This is a genomic window from Xylanivirga thermophila (assembly GCF_004138105.1).
Taxonomy (GTDB): Bacteria; Bacillota; Clostridia; order Caldicoprobacterales; family Xylanivirgaceae; genus Xylanivirga; species Xylanivirga thermophila.
In genome coordinates this window covers 158,324-176,890 of the sequence record NZ_RXHQ01000003.1, presented here as the reverse complement: position 1 = coordinate 176,890, position 18,567 = coordinate 158,324, and the positions used below count along the sequence as shown (strand labels likewise).

Here is an 18,567-nt window from a genome sequence, read left to right as displayed (position 1 = left end):
TTTGAACCATCTTGCTATTTTCACTAAATGTTAGTATACCACATAGCAAATGCTTATGCACCTTTTTTCTCCTATGCTAGATAAAAATTTAGAAGTACTTATATATAAATTTTATTTTGCCATTATATAAGATTATTTAAAGTAGCTATTTGCTTCATATTTTCCTATTATACGTTTGATCTGCCACGCAATACTCTTAGGGTCTAGTCCTAAATTTTCCATTAATGTATTGACATCGCCATGAGTGATAAATTTATCAGGTAGACCATAATTAATCATAGTTATATTGTATCCTTTTTGGGCTATAAATTCATTTATGCTGCTTCCAAATCCACCTTTAACAACATTATCCTCTAATGTAAGCCAAACATCATAGTATTTAGCCAAATTAGTTAAAAATCCTTCATCTAATGGTTTTATTATTCTAGCATTTACAACAGCTACATCAATAGATTCTTCTTGCAAAATTTGGGCAGATTGATATGCTATATCCACCATTTTACCTACAGCTATTAAAACTATGAAGGACTTGCCTTCTTTTAGCATTTCCCACTGTAAACTATTCAAAGGTAGTGCTTGACTTTCTTCAAGTATCCCATCGCTTCCTCGAGGATATCTAATAGCTAAAGGGCTATTAAAGCTAGATGAAAAATCAAGCATCTCTTCCAACTCTAAAAAGTTTTTTGGGGCCATTATAGTTATATTAGGAATATGTCTCAAATAACTTATATCGAACATTCCTTGGTGAGTCTCTCCATCTTTCCCTACTAATCCAGCCCTATCTATTGCAAAAACTACCGGTAAGTTTTGCATACAAACATCATGTAAAATTTGATCATATGCCCGTTGTAGAAAAGTAGAATAAATTGCTACATATGGTTTTAACCCACCTACAGCCAGTCCTGCTGCCATGGTTACTGCATGCTGCTCAGCTATACCCACATCAAAAAATCTACTAGGAAATTTACTTTTAAATTCCTTAAGTCCAGTACCTTCTGGCATAGCTGCAGTTACAGCAACTATTTTATCATTTTTGCTCGCTATATCTAATAACTTGGTTCCAAATACTTCTGAATATGTCAACTTAGTATTTTTTTTAATAACTTCCCCTGTGCATGGATTAAACGGTGCTATGCTATGATATTTTTCAGGGTTTTTCTCAGCAAAATAATATCCCTTACCTTTTTTAGTAACCGTATGAATAAGCACTGGTCCATGCATATTCGAGGCTCTTTTAATAACCCTTATTAATGTTTCTATATCATGTCCATCTATTGGACCCATATAAGTAAATCCCAATTCCTCAAAAATGACTCCAGGTACTAAGAGATATTTAAAACTATTTTTTAATCGCTCTATTCCCCTAGCCATTGGTTTTCCTATAAAGGGGATCCAATTCAAAAAGGATTTTACATCTTTTTTCATTCTACTATATTTAGGACTTGAACGAATTTTAGAAAGGTGGGCAGAAACTGCACCTACATTTCTTGAAATGGACATTTCATTGTCATTTAATACAATAATTATATCTGTTTTAGAATGTCCCGCATCGTTCAAGGCTTCAAAAGCCATGCCTCCCGTTAATGCTCCATCACCTATCACGGCTATCACTTTTCCCTTTTCACCTTTTATATCCCTTGCTCTAGATATGCCTAACGCAGCAGAAATAGAAGTACTACTATGCCCCGTTTCAAATATATCATGAACACTTTCAGATCTTTTGGGGAATCCACTTATACCGCCATATTGTCGTAGAGAGTCAAACATATCCTTTCTTTGTGTTAATATTTTATGTACATATGCCTGATGTCCCACATCCCATATTATTTTATCAAAAGGACTATCAAAAACATAATGTAAAGCCAATGTAATCTCAATGACACCAAGATTTGAAGCCAGATGTCCACCAGTTATAGATACATTTTTAATAATAAATTGTCTAATTTCCTCTGATAGAACATTTAGCTGTTCTATATTAAGTTCCTTTATATCAAGGGGAGAATTTATAGAATTTAATAAAGGATATGTACTCAAAACATCCTCACTCTCTCTTTATGATTTCTAGTATCGGATTTATTTTTTTCTTTTTTTATAAAAAATGATATAAAGTATCCAACATAATATACTATTTTTTGGTTATTTTTCATAGCAAAACTTTTAGCCACAGCTTTACTTGCAACTGTCAACGCAGCAATACAACTACTAACTAGTATGCTCAAAAACACTTGATCCAAACCAGTATATAGATCTATCAACCTTAATACGAGGATTCCTCCGGCTGAACCACTTACTATACCACATACATCGCCCACGACATCATTACAAATACTAGATACGTGGTCAGCATTTCTTATTAACCACAAAGATTGGGAAGCACCTTTGATTTTTTTTGATGCCATAGAAATAAATGGTACCTCAGAAGCAAATGTAACAGCTACCCCTATTAGATCAAAAATTACGCCTATAGCTATAATAAAAAGTATAGACAATAAGGCCCATAAAAGATTGAATTTAGCTACTATATTTTCAGAAAACATACTAAATATGTAAGATAATAATATTGTAGTAATAGATATTTGCAATATCCACTTATGCTTGCTTTTATTAAAAGTCTTATTATTAAATTTACTCAAAATATTTCCACTCCAATAATAATTAAATGATGGCAATGAGTTGGGTAAACTTTGCAGTTTGAGGTCCAGTAGGATTTCCCGATGCAATACTCCCTGTCGCCAAAAGAGCGGTTTCCCTTTAAATTTCATCTTATCATGTCACCAGTGATAAAACTGGATCGCCTTTTAAACCACACTGTAATCCCCAACTCATCTTAATAATAACAGTCTAGAGGCTTTCCCTAACAGCCATACCAATTTCTAGCCTCTATTGCAACATAGGTTTCATATAGCAATAGTAAACATTCAATTGGCCGATTAAATGTTTACATGATCTATTAATCCACCCATATCACTTCAAGGCAGGCTACACTGTACACAGCACATTAAGCCGCAATACAGGTTTAATCCCAAGTAGTAGCATAGTAACCACCAACTTGGGTCTCCACGAAAGCTGGGTCATCGCCTGCATGCCATTGCAGATCGCCCTTCTTTCTTAACTCCCAGCACCAACCCTCGACTGGGCGTCGAAAGCCAGCACCAGGAACTTCATCGATGTGCCCTTAACGGATTTTTAGCCCCGTCTTCAAAATTGGCTGGGTTGACTAGAATACTGTGCCACCAGAAAAAATATTATAACATATTTATTATTTTATGCAAGTGGTTTAAAATGCTAGTTTAGCAATAAGTATTCCCAATAATGCGCCTATAATTACTTCTATGGGGGTATGACCTATAAGCTCTTTTAATTTTTTATCTGAAACCCCTCTTTTAGATTGTAATTGTGCTAAAATATCATTTAGCACCGCTGCCTGTTTTCCTGCTGCTCTCCTAACACCAGCTGCATCATACATTACGATCATGGCAAAAGTTGCAGCTAGTGCAAACATTGGTGAATTATATCCTTGAGTTTCACCTATGGATACTGCTAATGAAACTACAAATGCAGAATGGGAACTTGGCATACCACCTGAACCTACAAACCGTTTTATATCGAGTTTTCTTACAGTTATAAGCGTTATTATTACCTTTAATGACTGAGCTATAAACCATGCTAATATGCTTATCCATAATATATTATTAGAAAATAATTGCTTCCATGAATTCACTTCAATCTCTCCTCAGCATTGCCTCTCTAACATATGATTGGCTATATCTTTTAGAAAATCTGCCTTTGACCCAAATATATCTAAATAGCTAATTGCTTCATCTACCAAATTTTTAGCCATCTTTTGTGAATTCTCCAGACCATATATTTTGGGGTATGTCAACTTTTGTTGCACTAAATCACTGCCAGGCTGTTTACCAATTAATCGCAAGTCACCAACTACATCTAGAATATCATCTGTTATTTGAAATGCCAAACCAAGTTTTTCACCATAAGTTTTTATAGAGTTCAATGTTGTTTGGTTTGGATTTTCTAGAATCGCACCAGCCATAAGAGAAGCAGTTATAAGAGCTCCTGTTTTATGTGTATGTATGTATCTTATAGCATCATCATCCAAATCATTAGCTTGGTACTCAATATCCGCTACCTGTCCTCCTATCATCCCATGCATTCCTGCAGCCTTTGCAATAATCTGTATTGCGGCCGTATGGTATGGCAATTTCATTTGATATGCTATACTATTTTGAATCATAATTTCATATGATCTATTTAAAAGTGCATCGCCTGCTAATATGGCAACTGCTTCTCCATAAATCCTATGATTGGTAGGTTTGCCACGTCTAAAATCATCATTATCCATGGCAGGAAGATCATCATGAATTAGGGAATAGGTATGAATCATTTCCAAAGCACATGCTATAGGTAAAGATTCATCTAAATTTCCATCCAAAAGTTCATGGGCTGACAACAATAAAATAGGTCTTAACCTTTTTCCGCCAGCATTTAGGCTGTATTTCATAGCATCTATGAGAATATCGGAATAATGAGCATCAGCTTCTATAAATAAATTGATCTTATTATTTACCATATTTAACTTTTTACTATACTGTTCTTTAAATGTCATCTTCTATATTCTCCTTATATTTTGTATTAAATGGTTCCTCGCTTAATTCCCCAGAAATATTTTTGGTCAGAATAGTAACCTTCCCTTGAGCCTTATCTAGTTTTTCATTACAGTAAGCAGATAATTTTACACCTTCTTCAAAAAGCTTTAAAGATTCATCCAATGTCAAATTTTCAGATTCTAATTTTTTTACTATATATTCTAATCTAGATAATGCACTCTCAAATGTAGAATTATCCATAATATTATCCTCCCATTATTTTATCTATATAACATATGGCCTTACCATCGTGCAGACATAATTGCACATTGTCACCAGAATGTAACTGCTTTATACTGCATATAGGATTATTATTATACCCTATCTTATTAATTTGTGCATAACCTCTTGCAAGTATGGATAGAGGGCTCAAGGCTTCTAATGCTCCTGCTATACTGGAAAGTTTGTGTTTTTTATTAGATAAAATCGTATTTATAAAACTATATAATTGAGAATATAAAAAATCTACTTGCATATATCTTTGATCAACAAATCTTTGTGGATATTTTATAATATAATTATTCAAAAAAGTATCTATATATTGTCTTTTATCATCTATATCTCTACTAATGGCTTTAATAGCTCTAAATGTTAAGTTCTCCATTTGATCCATGATATTATTCAAATCTGGTACTGCTATTTCAGCAGCAGCAGACGGAGTGGGAGCCCTTAAATCAGATACAAAATCTGCAATAGTAAAATCGGTTTCGTGGCCTATACCCGATATGACAGGTATGTGGGAGTGATATATTGCATATGCCGTCTGTTCCTCGTTAAATGCCCACAATTCTTCTATAGAACCTCCTCCTCTTGCTAAGATTATGACATCTATATCACTTCTAGTATTTATATAATCTAATGCAGCTGCTATTTGTTTAGAAGCATTTTTTCCTTGCACTAATACAGGCACTACAAAAATATCTGTCATTGGACATCTTCTATGCATTACATCTATAATATCTTGTACTGCTGCCCCAGTATGAGATGTGACTACAGCCACTTTTGTCGGGAAAAATGGAATTTGTTTTTTTAACTTGGTATCAAATAGTCCTTCTTTTTGTAAACGATCTTTAAGTTTTAAAAATTCAGCATACAATTTACCTAGCCCGTCTTGTTCCATATAATCTACATATACTTGATACTGTCCTTCCTGAGAATAAAGCGATATTCCCCCCAATAAGATCACTGCCATACCATCACGAGGTATAAAATCTAATGTATGGTTTTTTTGCTTAAACATAACACATCGAACTTTAGCAGATTTGTCCTTTAGTGTAAAGTACATATGTCCTGAGGAATGCCATTTAAAATTGGAAATTTCCCCTCTTATCCATACATTTTGCAATATGGGGTCATAATCTAATGTTTCCTTTACATACTTATTAATTTGATAAACGGAAAAAACTATTCTATCTATCATAAAACTGAACTACTCTGTGCAGCCAAGATAGTGTTTTCAAGAAGCATGGTTATGGTCATAGGTCCTACCCCGCCTGGTACAGGAGTAATCCATCCTGCTTTACCTTTTGCAGCTTGAAATACTACATCACCTAACAATTTTCCGTTTACCCTTGATGTACCTACATCAATAACAATAGCACCTGTTTTTATGTATTTATCTGTAATACTTTGTGGCCTTCCCATAGCAACTACCAGTATATCACCTTGTCTTGCAATTTTGTCTAATTCTATAGTTTTAGAATGACATATTGTGACAGTAGCATTTTTTTGCAATAACATAATACTAACTGGCTTACCAACTATATTACTCCTTCCTATAACTACAGCGTGTTTTCCAGATATATCCTCGCCAGTAGATTCAATCAACTTGATAATCCCACGTGGAGTACAAGGTGCTAAGTAGGGCTGTCCAGCTAACAGTTTTCCTGCATTAACTGGATGAAATCCATCGACGTCTTTACTTGGATCTATTGTGTTTATTATTCTTTCAGATGAAATATGACTAGGTAATGGGAGTTGAACTAATATACCATGAACAGAGGGATCTTCATTTAGATCATGTATTTTTCCCAATAGTTCATATTCAGTTATATTATTATCTAATCTTATAACATTGGAGTTTATTCCTACTTGCTCACATGCCCGCTTCTTATTTCTAACATATATCTGTGACGCTGGGTCATCACCTACTAATATAACCGTTAATCCAGGCATAATATTATTTTGCCTTAATTCACAAACTTTTTGCTTTATGGATTTGCGTAGCTGATCAGATAATACTCTACCATCTATTATTTTTGTTTCCAAAAGAAACCCCCCTCTATAAAATGTTTTTATCATGTATATATTTTTTTACCCCTAACAGTGCAATACCTTCAGCATTGTCCGTAGATAATTCAGGATCTGCAAAAAAAAGTTTTATATCAGGATTCCGCTTTTCTAACTTATCTGAAAGCTTTTTACGAATAATATTGCTTGAAGATACTCCACCTACTACCAATACATTATTTATACCAGTATATAGTACACCATTATATATCCATTTTTCCAATGTCTTTACAAGACAATTATAAATTGACAGAGCAATATCTTGTTTTCGTTTCCCTTGCTTTAACAGCTTTTTTGCATGAGTTTCGGCACCTGAAAATCCAATAGTCAGATTTCTTACAAATGATGGAATAATGTTTCCGCCCTCTTCTCCTTTATCTGCTAACTTCTCTAAATAGGGTCCAGCAGGGAATGGCAGTCCCATTTCCACACCTAATCTATCTACAAACTGTCCTGCATTCAGATCTTGGGTATTACCTATAATTTTTATATCATACCCTATCTTACAATCGTTTACGTATAGTAATTCTGATGTACCTCCAGACAGATGAACAGCTAAAAAGGTATTTACATTAGGACCCTTTGCAGAAAAATGACCAGCCATAATATGCCCTTCCTGATGGCTGGCAGTATAAAAAGGTATATTTAATATATCAGATATAACTTTTCCCATAGCATACGATACTTTAAAAACTGGCATATATGAACTTTCATATGGGCGAGGTTGTATACTACTACAAACTGCTACTATACTATTTCTATCTATAATGCTCATTAATTTATTGATAATAACAGGAATGTTATTAATATGTTTAAACACACCTTCTGATTGCTGCAATCCTACTTTGCCCAATCCTACATCTAATAAAATCCTTTCGTTGAATACAATATTTTGTTTCAAATCCACAACTGATATCGATGTAGTATAGCAGCTGGTATCTATTCCTAATACATATTTATCATTGCACATGTTGAACCACACTCGCTAATATACCATTTATAAAGGAAAATGATTTTTCTGTTCCATATTTTTTAGCTAATTCTACAGCTTCATTTATTGAAACGCTATTCGGAACATCAGTTCTGTATAATATCTCAAATATTGATAATCGCAGGATAGCTAAATCTATTTTAGCAAGTCTGTCTAAACTCCATCCCTTTAAAAATTTATCAACATTACTGTCTAATTCCACTATATTGTTTTTTACACCATTTACTACATCATATAAATACTCCATATCAGCGTTTGACAATTTAACTTGGTTTGACATTTCTTTTATTAAATCATCATCGCAAGCTTGTCCAAATTCATATTGATAAATAATTTTCATAGCTACTTCTCTAGCATCTCTCCTAGACATTATAGGCCTCCTACGTATAAACTTGCATAATGTTAATGCCGTTTTGGCAATATTCTATCTAAAAAGTCAAGAAATTTTTCTCCATTATCACGTGAATACCCAATCCAATAACCTATCAGAACACATAATATCAGGAAAAAAGACCGCCAAAACCCTATGGAAAGTATCAATATTCCAAATATCAATCCTATTAAAATACCAAACACTTTCCCTTTGTTTTCTTTTAAAAAATATAAAATATCGTCGCGGCTCATTAATATAAAACCTCCTTATTCAACCTTACCCTTCTGAAACGTAGACAGATTTTCAACAAATATTTGCACTTCTTTGACTGATATACCTGCTGTAGTTTCTATGTATTCTTTTACTTCCTTTTGTATAGATTGAGTAAGTTCTGGTATTTTGACATCGGGCATTACTATTATTTTGATATTAACTTTTACACCATCTATTTCCGATATTATAATACTTTTTACATCTTTTACTTCATTAAATTTTCTTACCGCCTTTTGTGCCATGGTGTTTAATGTTGAAAAAGACACATGTATTATACCCAAGTCTGTATTTTTGACTAGTGCACTGCTTTGCCTTTTACCTTCCTTTCCTGAAAACAACATGCTAAAGCTTAGAATTAGCAAAATTAGTGAAATAATAATTATTGGAATTGTTACCGATGAAATATAATCTATATCCGCAATATATTCACCAATTTGTTCAAAAGACAAAGCTCCTATACCGCCTAAAAGTAATATAACAGAAAAGGCAATAACAATAATAAGATATATAGTCAATACTATTCTCCCAAACATTCCCTTTTTCATATGTATTCTCCTTTCTTTTTATGGAACAACCCTCTGAATATGTAAAATTCAGAGGGTCATAGGTGACATTGCCTCTATTTCTCTTCTTCATCTACTTCTGCTTTTTTTGCTACTTTTTCAAAATTTATCCCCTGTATATGCACATTTACTTCTACAACTGATAAACCTGTCATCGTTTCAACTGTTTTTTTAACATTCTCCTGAATATTCCAAGCAACCTCGGGGATCCTTACCCCATATTCTACTATTAAGAATAAATCTATAGCCGCTTCTTTTTCTCCAACCTGTACTTTAACTCCCTTTGATAGATTTTTCATACCAATCATTTCAGTAAAACCACCGGTTATACCACCACTCATAGAAGATACACCTTTTACTTCGGTAGTGGCTAAACCTGCTATTATTGCTACAACTTCATCAGCAAAAGTAACCTTACCATATTCATCTACTTTGCTTTCAATATTTTCTGCCAAATCATTCACTCCTCCCTTGTATAGTTCATAATCATTGTTTAAATCTATTATAGTATTTATATTATAGCAAATCAATAAACATTTTACAAACTACTTAAATCAAGATTTTGGTATAATTTTTATATTTTCCGTTTCACTTTTGGATTCTCTTTTTACTACGTCTAATATTTGAGCTACTTCTTCGGAAGATAGTTCTTCTTTATCGACCACTACATTTACCGAACCTTTATGTATAATTGCTATTGCATCTTGGAATCCTTTTGATTTTATTATAGATTCTATGGTAAGTTCTTTCTCCATATTGTTAGTAATATCTAAAAGTTGTGCTTGAGCTTCCTTTTTCATTTCTGCATCAGATTCTGGATTATCTATTATACTTTTTATATATTTAATTTCCTCAGAGCGTGTATCCTCTCTATCTTGCCTATATGTTTTAAAAAAGCTTGAAGAAACATTGGCGGCTTCTTCATCATCCTTTACTGTTATACCACTATCTTTTTTATTATCTTGCCCATTATTCTTATCTTTATCTGTTTTAGCATTATTTTGTACTATTTTTTCTGAAGAGTCAGGAAATTTATTTTGATTATATGAATAATTTAGATAACCAGTAATTATAAGTAACACAACCAATATTCCCAGCACCATGTTTTTCTTTTTTACAACTAACATAAAATCACTCCTATCTATTTTGATTCCATAACAAATACATCAACTTGGTCCGCATTAACTCCTAATACAGTTTGCACGGCCCTTAAAAGTTGCATCTTTACATTTATATCATTTGCTCCTTCAGCAATAACTATAACACCCTTTATCTCTGGTTCTAATTCCTTTATAATTAGAGGCTTAGCTCCATTACCATCATTCATAGTTACAGCTTGCGAATTAATATCACTTTGGGTAACCTTCCTATTTCCACCATTACTGTCTTCCTCCTGTGTAGTGGTGTTTGATTCCATAGTATTTGTTGCTGTTATCACCTCTTTACTAGATTTATATGTAATCATCACCTCCACTTTTCCTGCACCCTTTATAGCTGATAGCTTTTCTTGCAATCTTACCTCCTGTTCAACAATAGGGTTTTGTGTATTTTGATTTTCTATTGAAGTTTGCTTTGTAGTATTTTGATCCTTATGCTTATCATTAATATTATATGAAGATGTATTTATACTAGATGTAAAAATTGCAATAATAACTGCCATTATTAAAATAGCAATGACAATTTCAATATTTTTTATCCCCTTTATTTTAGTTAAAAGTTTTTTAAAACTGCTGTTCTTTTGTTGCACACTCTAGATCCTCCTTTCTATTTATATATGCTTTTAGTTTATTATAATTTTTTTCTTGGTTACTCCATATACCCCTTCTAATAAGGTTTCTATCTGTTTTATATCATTTTCATCTATTTCATAATCACTATTACTATTGTTTATATCTATATCAACAGGATAAACAAAACTGTCTTTTTGTTTTCTTAATGTCAATTCAACTTTCTCTATTTTAGATGAATCCAAATAAACTTTTGCCTTAACATAATCATATTTTCCTAGACCCTTAATATGCTCTTCTATTTGTTCCTGTAGAGTTTGGACATACAATTCATTTATTTGCTGTTGTTGTTGATCATTTATCAGTTGGCTTTGGTAATTAAGCTGTTGAGAGTTTATTATAAAATTATTTCTTAATATACTATCCTTTAGAAAACTTGATTGATCACACAGCTCAAGTATTGGATTTAATATTACTATCATAGTTATAATACCAACAAAAAACTTTATATATTTTTTAAAACTCGTAGAAGGTAATATTAAATCTATTATTACTCCCAGTAGTATTATCCCCGTTAAGCTAACTATCCAATTTCGAAAAATATATTGCACTTTATTTACCCCTTATCTCATCATCATATTTATATTACCTGCTCCTATAATAAGCCCAATAAAGATAAAAAGCATAATAGCAATTCCTATAATAATCAATAAAATCAAAGAAATTGTATCCCCTATGTCACTTAAACATTTTGCTATTCGTTCATCGGAAACAGGTTCCAAAAGCGCGCTGGCCAATTTATAAACCACAATTATTGTAAAAATTTTCATTATGGGATATATACATATTATTATAAGGATAATCAATCCAGCTACACCTAACCCATTTTTTACTAGTAATGAACAACCTATTATAGTATCTACTGTTTGGGAAAATAAGCCTCCTACTACCGGAACAAAAGTTTCTATTGTGTACTTTGCTGTTCTAATAGATATACCATCAAAAGTTGATGAAAGCATACCTTGTATAGCTAGTACACCTATAAAAATAGTAAAGGTAATACCCAATATCCAAACACAAATATTTTTAAAAACCTTCAGTAAGCGATCTAATTTCACTGTATTACTTATATTATTTACCAATGACAACACTGCCAAAAATATAATCATTGGCAGTATGGCTTTTTCTATAAATGTACTAGTAATACCTACCAGCATAGCAATAGTCGGTTGGAATATGCTAGAAGACGCAACTCCACCTATTGCTAACAATAATGCTATAAGTATAGGAGAAAAAATCTGTATAAACGATACCATTTGATGAATAGCTAGATTACTTACATTTAATACTGATATTAAACTTTTTATAATAAGTACCGAGATTGTAATATAACAAGCAAAATATGCTATTTCTCCTATTGATGAATCTTGGAATGAACTCTGCAGATTATGTAAAATACTACAGATTATAGCGATTATTATTATTTGTAATATCCATTTTAAGTTTAACCTTACCTCATAGAAAAATATATCCACTAATTCGCCAAATATCCATTTGCCATCTAATTTAAAATCTCCCCTTATTATTTTACTAGCGAGCTGTTTTATACTTAGATTTTTTACTAAAGGATTACCAGCCATAGTTACATCCTCTAATAATTTGTCAATGCTAACTGTATTTATTTTTTCTAATTGCTGCTCTGTATTATTCTCTAATTCAGTTCGTATATCTTTAGAAGAAAGTTCTTCTGGGTCTGCTGCATAGCTCACACTATAAAAGCTTATACTTACTAGTATTGCTATTATAAAAAATTTAAGAATATATTTGTTTTTCATATGTTTTCTCCTTAAGGAAGAATTTTCACTATGACCTCCATTAAGGCAGTAAGTATTGGTATAGCCATAGTCAATATTACTATTTTTCCTCCAAGTTCAATCTTCTTTGCAATAGTTCCTTCCCCTGCATCTTTGCATATCTGTGCACCGAACTCGGCGATGTATGAGACAGCTACTACTTTTAATACTATGGATATGTACATATTATCTAAATTTGATTTTATACTTAAATCATATAAAATATCTATTATGGAAACTAGTTTTGATAGAATAATAGTAAATATTATGATGCCTGCTGCAATGGTAATAAAAATTCCTAATTCGGGCTTATCTTGCTTAACTGTTACAGCTAAAACTGTCGCAACCAATCCCATAGCGACAATTTGCATTATATCCATGCAATCATTCCCCTATTAATATAGTTGAAATATACTCTTAACATTGTTAAATAAATCGCTGATCATATTAATAACCATTAGAAGCACCAATACAAGCCCAGCTAAAGTAGTCATCATTGCCATTTCTTCCCGACCAGCTTTAATAAGTACTTGATTTAATACAGATATCAATATGCCTATAGCTGCTATTTTGAAGATAATATCTACATTCATGTATTTTCCTCCTACATTTTATAGATAATAAATATTATGGGCAATGCTAATTATTATCTATAATTTTTTAATCTAAAATCTGACATCTATAATAAAACTATTACTATTGCCAAACCAACCAATATACCCAAATTTCTATACATTTTACTATATTTATCACATTCCTGTTGGGCTTTCTTTTCTTGTTGTTTTAACTGAATCTGTATTAATTCAAAGTATCTATGCTGACTCTCTTTATCTGAAGTCGCTATATGATTACCAAATGCATATAATATATCGTAATCATCCTCAGATAAGTGAAGTTTTTGTTTTGAATTATCAAGAGCATTTTCCCATGCGTTTTGAATCATACATCCAGGTTCCGCAATTAAATTTTTTACAATTATATCGAAAAAACTTTTTAGTTGTTCTGGAAGATTTATGCTTATGTTTTTTAATGCTTCTGGGAAAAAAGTACAATAATACATCATCTCAGTTTCTAACTGTGTAAATGCCATTTGTAATGCCCTTAGTTCCCTAACACGTGATACATATTTATTTGCCGTATATATACCTAAAATAGTAGAACAAAAGACAATTATGATGCTGTTTATCATCTTTATCATATTATTTCCCCCTCGTTGGTATAAACTATTTAATAGGGCTTTTTAATATATTTGTAAAATTTTTTGTTTCATACACTGCTTCTACTGTTCCTACTCCTTTAGAATTTCCTAGTATTAAAATTCTGTCAAACAGCCTTTTATTTATTACATTTGCCAATACTGGCCTATTTAAAGCATCTTGTATATTTTTGCCATGAGCGGTAGTTATAATAGAAATACCTGTATTTAAAGCTTCTTCTATAGCTTGTATATCTTCGAACTTGCCTATTTCATCTGTTATAATCACATTAGGTGACATAGATCTCATAAGCATTACAATCCCTTCAGCCTTAGGACACGCATCTAGAATATCAGTTTGTATACCCACGTTATTTTGTGGTATCCCTTGAAAACAAGCTGCTATTTCTGATCGTTCATCTACAATTCCTACTTTTATACCATTAAAATTAGAAAAGCCATTACTAAGCTGTCTAGCTATATCTCTGAGTAAAGTAGTTTTCCCCATTTGGGGAGGTGACAATATAAGTGTATGAAGCACCATATTCTTATCTATTATATAAGGTAAAACTTTGTCAGCTGCTCCAATAACTTCTCTCGATATACGTATATTATAAGAGTTTATGTATTTAAGAGTTTTGATCCTCCCTTCTTCTAATACGGCCTTACCAGTTAAGCCTATTCTATAACCACCTTTTAAAGTTATATATCCATTTTTGATTTCATCTTCTAATGCGTATATTGAATAATTAGATATAAGCTGTAAAATTTTTTGACTGTCATAGTTAGTAATATAATATGCTTCTGCAGGATTAAAAGAAGGTTGACCATTTGGAGAGATAAAATACACATCTCCATAACTATATATAGTAAATGGTCTACCTTCTCTGATTCTAATTTCTTCAAGACCAGATAGCAGTCGTTGGGGTATAGCCTTTATGATATTCCGTATATTATTAGGTAAGGCTGCAAATATGATTTGTTCCCAACTGTTTTTAAAGTGTTGTCTTGTTTCCATACAGACTCGTCCCCCTTTTTGTATAATATTTATGTACTAGCATTGTAGAATATCACTTGTTTGGTGTAAAACTTAAAAATTTCGTTTTGCATTTTTCCACAAATTTTATTAGAAAATATTTAACATCATGTTATTTGAGCACAAAAAAACTAGTCCCTATTTTAGGACTAGTTTTTTATGACGATTATTCATTTATTCATTAATATCATTATCTTCAAATTCATCATCGCTATAGATAAGATTGTGACAATTAGGACAAATTAAATCATCTTCACTATCAAATATTTCATCATCAAAATATACATTTTGATGACAATGAGGACATTCAACCTCTATGTACTCGCTATCATCATCATAATCACCATATAAAAATTCTTCTACATCACCTAAATCATCATCAACAGCTTGAATATATTCATCCAGATCTGATTGAGATGCATCAATCTCTGATACTGCATTAACTATATCATCTAAAACATCAATTATGTTTAATAAAACTTTTCCTTCCTTAGTATCTTCATTAATGCCTAGACCGTCCACCAGACCTTTAAGATATGATACGCGTTCAACCAAATTATTCATTATAAAACCTCCTTTTTGTTTGTTCAACATATAATAAATATTCCCATTATACCCTCTCCATATACTCTCCTGTCCGTGTATCTACTCTAATAATGTCTCCAGTGTTAACAAACAAAGGAACATTTATTGTTGCCCCAGTCTCGAGTGTTGCTGGTTTTGAACCCCCTGAAGCAGTATCACCCTTTACTCCAGGTTCTGTTTCAGTTATTTCTAATTCGACAAAATTTGGCGCTTCCACAGAAAATGCCTGCCCTTTATAAAATTTTATAGTTACATTCATGTTTTCCTTTACATATAGCATAGCATCTTCTACCTGATCCTTATTAAGGGGAATTTGCTCAAATGTTTCTAAATCCATAAAATAATACAAATTCCCATCATTGTATAGGTATTGCATTTGTTTGTTTTCTATATGCGCTTGGGGAAATTTTTCAGTAGGATTAAATGTGCGTTCCAAAACAGAACCTGTCATTACATTCTTTATTTTTGCCCTTACGAAAGCCGCTCCTTTCCCTGGCTTTACATGTTGGAAATCAACAACAGTATATACCTGTCCTTCAATCTCTACTGTTAAACCTTTTCTAAAATCACCTGCTGAAACCATATTATACCTCTCTTTCTAATGTTTGTTTGAATTTTATTTCTTAAACAGACACAAAACTCTTCATATACATAACCTAGCATTGAATCAATTTTTAATAGTGTAATTTCTCATCTTAAATCAAGGTATTGCCATCTTTTGGAATAAGTTTCACTTGTTCAAGATTATTCTTTAAAGATTCATATTCCCATGGTTTAATATAATCTTCTTCAAACCATATAGTATGTATACCTAATTCTTTAAAAACAATATTTAAAAAACCCAATGCATCTTTATTATTAGCATTTACGATCTTATAATTTGGAGATTGATGTTTTGCCTGCTCCACATATTCATCTTTTACGATCAAATATTGAACAAATGAATGAACCATGATTATACCCTCTTCGCCTGTAAATCTAGAATAATACTTTATATTCTCTTGCATCATAATGATAGCTCCATCAACTTCACTTAATTCAATTTGTTTAATAAGCCTATCTACCTTTTTTATGCCTATCGCCCCGCTTAATATTCCTTAACAGTGCTCATTATCTTTATGATCGAAAAAATACTGCAAGGCAAGCTTATATCCATCAATCCCTAAACCACTAATTTGTCCTATGCATACAGGAGAGATTACAGAAACATTACGGAAATCTTCCCTATTATAGATATTAGTTATATGAACTTCTATCACAGGAACATTTATCCCTGCTATAGCATCCCTCAAAGCATAACTATAATGACTATAAGCGCCTGCATTTAATACTATTCCATCATATAATCCTACTGAATTATGAATGGCATCTATCAAACATCCTTCACTATTGGATTGTATATGCTGTACCTGTATACCTAGTCTATCTCCATATTTTTTAATAGAGTTTACTAAATCATGCAGTTCCATAGTACCATAAATGCTAGGTTCTCTACTTCCTAATAAATTCAAATTAGGTCCGTTTATAATGAGGATCTTCATATTCATACCCCTCTATCCAATTTCCAATATATATTATCACAAAAAAACTCAGTTGACTAGATGAATTTTTTCTTCAAATATTTTTTTTAACTTTAATGCATCTTCTGCCATATTGTTTCGTGACTCGCATACAATGACTGGATGTAGTTCACGCTCTGCTAAAAGTTCTGCTAATGGTTCAAATTCCGGCCCATACTGTATATCTGATAGAGTACAATGCTTTTTCTCTCCCGCCTTAGTATATTCAATACGGCTAAAATGTACATGAAATTTATATGCCCTTTCATCTTTAAGCCTGTGTTGTATTTGGTCTAGTATATAGGTATAATCTTGCTTAGATTTTATGCTTCCATTTCCTAATGCATTAATATGTCCAAAGTCTATTGTGGGTAAAAGCGATTCATGAAGTGAACATATATAGAGCACTTCATCCAAAATACCTAATTGATTTTGTTTTCCCATAGTTTCCGGACATAGGCTTATTCCTTGTTTTATAAAAGGCTCTGCATCTTCCAATATCTTTTCTAGAGATGTAATCGCTAAATCCATTGCTTTTTCTCGATTCAGTTTACCACAAGAGCCAGGATGAAATACTACCCGTTTAGCTCCCATCCATTGAGCTGCCTGCAAAGAATCTAACAAATACTGTTTGTTTTTTTCTTGCTTATGTTGATCTTGTGCAGCCAAATTTATATAATATGGAGCATGTATACTGAGAAATATATCATGCTTTTGCGCTTCAAATCCTAACTTTTGCGCAGTTTCTCGTTTTATATTTACACCTCGAGTACATGGGTATTCATATGCGTTAAGCCCCATATCATGTAGCCATTTGGGCATATCTATACTGGATTTATGACCTTGCTCGTAAAACGAATCTGAATTCCCTGATGGTCCAAATTTTATTGTCTTTATTAAAATCGCCTCCTACTGATGTAAATCTAGTAGACATTCTATTTCTTTAGCTATTTCGTATGGCGTCTTGCTACAAATGGATACTATGTAATCAGCCCGTTCATAATATATAGGCCTTCTAATTTCATATAGTCCTTTAATTTGTAATTTTGAATTATTAACTATTATAGGCCTATCATCACAGAACCGCAATCGGCTCCATATTACATCAAAAGGAGCGTCTAAAACAATTATTACTGAATCTTTTGATTTTATTAGATCAAAATTACTTTGGTCTAAGATTAAACCTCCTCCTGTAGCTATTACCATATTGCTATTAATTATTATATCATCGATTATACGATTTTCTAAACTTCTAAAATATTGTTCCCCATATGTAGAAAATATTTCAGAAATGGACATACCTGCACTATCCGAGATCAATGTATCAGTATCAAAGAATACCCAATCCAACCTATCAGCAAGTATTTTCCCTACAGTACTTTTACCAACTCCCATAAAACCAGCTAGTATTATATTTATAGGCATCAGAGCCCTCCTTTTTATAATTATATCATTTTGC

The 18,567-nt window shown here is 32.2% G+C and carries 26 protein-coding genes; all 26 read right to left on the bottom strand.

All coding sequences use genetic code 11. The features are described 5' to 3' along the window. Nucleotides 1–132 precede the first annotated feature (132 nt). Entirely contained in the window at nt 133–2,034 is a 1,902-nt protein-coding gene (dxs, locus tag EJN67_RS03155; protein WP_129722241.1) for a 1-deoxy-D-xylulose-5-phosphate synthase, read from the bottom strand. Beyond that, nucleotides 2,031–2,633, bottom strand: coding sequence for a hypothetical protein (locus tag EJN67_RS03150; RefSeq protein WP_129722238.1), 603 nt, complete (start codon nt 2,631–2,633; stop codon nt 2,031–2,033). Before EJN67_RS03150 ends, dxs begins: the two co-directional genes overlap by 4 nt. A 644-nt stretch (nt 2,634–3,277) precedes the next feature. Next, the gene (locus EJN67_RS03145; protein ID WP_129722235.1) at nt 3,278–3,721 is read right to left on the bottom strand and encodes a divergent PAP2 family protein; all 444 of its coding nucleotides are present in this window, start codon (nt 3,719–3,721) and stop codon (nt 3,278–3,280) included. 12 nt (nt 3,722–3,733) lie between these two features. Continuing rightward, the gene (locus EJN67_RS03140) at nt 3,734–4,624 is read right to left on the bottom strand and encodes a polyprenyl synthetase family protein (RefSeq protein WP_129722232.1); all 891 of its coding nucleotides are present in this window, start codon (nt 4,622–4,624) and stop codon (nt 3,734–3,736) included. Further along, nucleotides 4,614–4,865 carry an exodeoxyribonuclease VII small subunit gene (gene xseB / locus EJN67_RS03135; RefSeq protein ID WP_129722229.1) on the bottom strand — a complete coding sequence of 84 codons (252 nt, stop codon included), beginning with the start codon at nt 4,863–4,865 and terminating at the stop codon, nt 4,614–4,616. The genes EJN67_RS03140 and xseB overlap by 11 nt, the downstream gene beginning before the upstream one ends. A 4-nt stretch (nt 4,866–4,869) precedes the next feature. After that, the gene (gene xseA / locus EJN67_RS03130) at nt 4,870–6,084 is read right to left on the bottom strand and encodes an exodeoxyribonuclease VII large subunit (RefSeq protein ID WP_129722226.1); all 1,215 of its coding nucleotides are present in this window, start codon (nt 6,082–6,084) and stop codon (nt 4,870–4,872) included. Further along, a complete protein-coding gene (folD, locus tag EJN67_RS03125) occupies nt 6,081–6,932 on the bottom strand; it encodes a bifunctional methylenetetrahydrofolate dehydrogenase/methenyltetrahydrofolate cyclohydrolase FolD (RefSeq protein WP_129722223.1) in 852 nt (283 codons plus the stop codon). The genes xseA and folD overlap by 4 nt, the downstream gene beginning before the upstream one ends. A 13-nt stretch (nt 6,933–6,945) precedes the next feature. After that, a complete protein-coding gene (locus EJN67_RS03120) occupies nt 6,946–7,923 on the bottom strand; it encodes a tRNA (adenosine(37)-N6)-threonylcarbamoyltransferase complex transferase subunit TsaD (RefSeq protein WP_129722220.1) in 978 nt (325 codons plus the stop codon). Then, entirely contained in the window at nt 7,913–8,314 is a 402-nt protein-coding gene (nusB, locus tag EJN67_RS03115; protein ID WP_129722217.1) for a transcription antitermination factor NusB, read from the bottom strand. Before nusB ends, EJN67_RS03120 begins: the two co-directional genes overlap by 11 nt. Nucleotides 8,315–8,346: 32 nt before the next feature. Then, entirely contained in the window at nt 8,347–8,568 is a 222-nt protein-coding gene (locus EJN67_RS03110) for a DUF2273 domain-containing protein (RefSeq protein ID WP_129722214.1), read from the bottom strand. Nucleotides 8,569–8,583: 15 nt separating this feature from the next. Beyond that, nucleotides 8,584–9,135 (bottom strand): alkaline shock response membrane anchor protein AmaP, encoded by a 552-nt coding sequence (amaP, locus tag EJN67_RS03105; protein WP_129722210.1) that lies wholly within the window; start codon nt 9,133–9,135, stop codon nt 8,584–8,586. 74 nt (nt 9,136–9,209) lie between these two features. Next, nucleotides 9,210–9,608, bottom strand: coding sequence for an Asp23/Gls24 family envelope stress response protein (locus EJN67_RS03100; RefSeq protein ID WP_129722207.1), 399 nt, complete (start codon nt 9,606–9,608; stop codon nt 9,210–9,212). Nucleotides 9,609–9,707: 99 nt separating this feature from the next. Further along, nucleotides 9,708–10,280, bottom strand: a complete 573-nt coding sequence (locus EJN67_RS03095) for a SpoIIIAH-like family protein (RefSeq protein WP_129722203.1) — start codon at nt 10,278–10,280, stop codon at nt 9,708–9,710. 14 nt (nt 10,281–10,294) lie between these two features. Beyond that, on the bottom strand, nt 10,295–10,900 hold the full coding sequence (locus EJN67_RS03090) for a stage III sporulation protein AG (RefSeq protein ID WP_129722200.1): 606 nt from the start codon (nt 10,898–10,900) through the stop codon (nt 10,295–10,297). 33 nt (nt 10,901–10,933) lie between these two features. After that, a complete protein-coding gene (spoIIIAF, locus tag EJN67_RS03085; RefSeq protein ID WP_129722197.1) occupies nt 10,934–11,491 on the bottom strand; it encodes a stage III sporulation protein AF in 558 nt (185 codons plus the stop codon). Nucleotides 11,492–11,503: 12 nt separating this feature from the next. After that, complete coding sequence (gene spoIIIAE / locus EJN67_RS03080) at nt 11,504–12,715, bottom strand: stage III sporulation protein AE (RefSeq protein WP_129722194.1); 1,212 nt, start codon at nt 12,713–12,715, stop codon at nt 11,504–11,506. An 11-nt stretch (nt 12,716–12,726) separates the two neighbouring features. Continuing rightward, entirely contained in the window at nt 12,727–13,113 is a 387-nt protein-coding gene (spoIIIAD, locus tag EJN67_RS03075) for a stage III sporulation protein AD (RefSeq protein ID WP_129722191.1), read from the bottom strand. Nucleotides 13,114–13,128: 15 nt separating this feature from the next. Beyond that, the gene (gene spoIIIAC / locus EJN67_RS03070) at nt 13,129–13,326 is read right to left on the bottom strand and encodes a stage III sporulation protein AC (protein WP_129722188.1); all 198 of its coding nucleotides are present in this window, start codon (nt 13,324–13,326) and stop codon (nt 13,129–13,131) included. A gap of 86 nt (nt 13,327–13,412) precedes the next feature. Then, nucleotides 13,413–13,931 (bottom strand): stage III sporulation protein SpoIIIAB, encoded by a 519-nt coding sequence (gene spoIIIAB, locus EJN67_RS03065; RefSeq protein WP_129722185.1) that lies wholly within the window; start codon nt 13,929–13,931, stop codon nt 13,413–13,415. A gap of 25 nt (nt 13,932–13,956) precedes the next feature. Then, nucleotides 13,957–14,946 (bottom strand): stage III sporulation protein AA, encoded by a 990-nt coding sequence (gene spoIIIAA, locus EJN67_RS03060; protein ID WP_129722182.1) that lies wholly within the window; start codon nt 14,944–14,946, stop codon nt 13,957–13,959. Between the two features lie 192 nt (nt 14,947–15,138). Then, complete coding sequence (locus tag EJN67_RS03055; protein WP_129722179.1) at nt 15,139–15,528, bottom strand: CD1247 N-terminal domain-containing protein; 390 nt, start codon at nt 15,526–15,528, stop codon at nt 15,139–15,141. Nucleotides 15,529–15,574: 46 nt separating this feature from the next. Beyond that, nucleotides 15,575–16,132: an elongation factor P gene (gene efp, locus EJN67_RS03050; RefSeq protein WP_129722176.1), complete on the bottom strand. Its 558-nt coding sequence runs from the start codon at nt 16,130–16,132 to the stop codon at nt 15,575–15,577. Between the two features lie 112 nt (nt 16,133–16,244). Beyond that, on the bottom strand, nt 16,245–16,601 hold the full coding sequence (locus tag EJN67_RS03045; RefSeq protein ID WP_279387713.1) for an aminopeptidase P family N-terminal domain-containing protein: 357 nt from the start codon (nt 16,599–16,601) through the stop codon (nt 16,245–16,247). 45 nt (nt 16,602–16,646) lie between these two features. Next, nucleotides 16,647–17,090, bottom strand: coding sequence for a type II 3-dehydroquinate dehydratase (gene aroQ, locus EJN67_RS03040; RefSeq protein WP_129722170.1), 444 nt, complete (start codon nt 17,088–17,090; stop codon nt 16,647–16,649). Nucleotides 17,091–17,138: 48 nt separating this feature from the next. Further along, nucleotides 17,139–18,011 (bottom strand): TIM barrel protein, encoded by an 873-nt coding sequence (locus tag EJN67_RS03035; protein WP_394347505.1) that lies wholly within the window; start codon nt 18,009–18,011, stop codon nt 17,139–17,141. 6 nt (nt 18,012–18,017) lie between these two features. Then, nucleotides 18,018–18,533 (bottom strand): shikimate kinase, encoded by a 516-nt coding sequence (locus EJN67_RS03030; RefSeq protein ID WP_165000698.1) that lies wholly within the window; start codon nt 18,531–18,533, stop codon nt 18,018–18,020. Nucleotides 18,534–18,567: the final 34 nt, after the last annotated feature.

Bases quoted from the DNA above. Each gene is read 5' to 3' on its own strand.
- EJN67_RS03140 (WP_129722232.1), bottom strand. From the start codon at position 4,624: ATGACATTTAAAGAACAGTATAGTAAAAAGTTAAATATGGTAAATAAT.
- xseB (WP_129722229.1), bottom strand. From the start codon at position 4,865: ATGGATAATTCTACATTTGAGAGTGCATTATCTAGATTAGAATATATA.
- xseA (WP_129722226.1), bottom strand. From the start codon at position 6,084: ATGATAGATAGAATAGTTTTTTCCGTTTATCAAATTAATAAGTATGTA.
- EJN67_RS03120 (WP_129722220.1), bottom strand. From the start codon at position 7,923: ATGTGCAATGATAAATATGTATTAGGAATAGATACCAGCTGCTATACT.
- nusB (WP_129722217.1), bottom strand. From the start codon at position 8,314: ATGTCTAGGAGAGATGCTAGAGAAGTAGCTATGAAAATTATTTATCAA.
- EJN67_RS03110 (WP_129722214.1), bottom strand. From the start codon at position 8,568: ATGAGCCGCGACGATATTTTATATTTTTTAAAAGAAAACAAAGGGAAA.
- amaP (WP_129722210.1), bottom strand. From the start codon at position 9,135: ATGAAAAAGGGAATGTTTGGGAGAATAGTATTGACTATATATCTTATT.
- EJN67_RS03095 (WP_129722203.1), bottom strand. From the start codon at position 10,280: ATGTTAGTTGTAAAAAAGAAAAACATGGTGCTGGGAATATTGGTTGTG.
- spoIIIAE (WP_129722194.1), bottom strand. From the start codon at position 12,715: ATGAAAAACAAATATATTCTTAAATTTTTTATAATAGCAATACTAGTA.
- spoIIIAD (WP_129722191.1), bottom strand. From the start codon at position 13,113: ATGGATATAATGCAAATTGTCGCTATGGGATTGGTTGCGACAGTTTTA.
- spoIIIAC (WP_129722188.1), bottom strand. From the start codon at position 13,326: ATGAATGTAGATATTATCTTCAAAATAGCAGCTATAGGCATATTGATA.
- spoIIIAB (WP_129722185.1), bottom strand. From the start codon at position 13,931: ATGATAAAGATGATAAACAGCATCATAATTGTCTTTTGTTCTACTATT.
- spoIIIAA (WP_129722182.1), bottom strand. From the start codon at position 14,946: ATGGAAACAAGACAACACTTTAAAAACAGTTGGGAACAAATCATATTT.
- EJN67_RS03055 (WP_129722179.1), bottom strand. From the start codon at position 15,528: ATGAATAATTTGGTTGAACGCGTATCATATCTTAAAGGTCTGGTGGAC.
- efp (WP_129722176.1), bottom strand. From the start codon at position 16,132: ATGGTTTCAGCAGGTGATTTTAGAAAAGGTTTAACAGTAGAGATTGAA.
- aroQ (WP_129722170.1), bottom strand. From the start codon at position 17,090: ATGAAGATCCTCATTATAAACGGACCTAATTTGAATTTATTAGGAAGT.
- EJN67_RS03030 (WP_165000698.1), bottom strand. From the start codon at position 18,533: ATGCCTATAAATATAATACTAGCTGGTTTTATGGGAGTTGGTAAAAGT.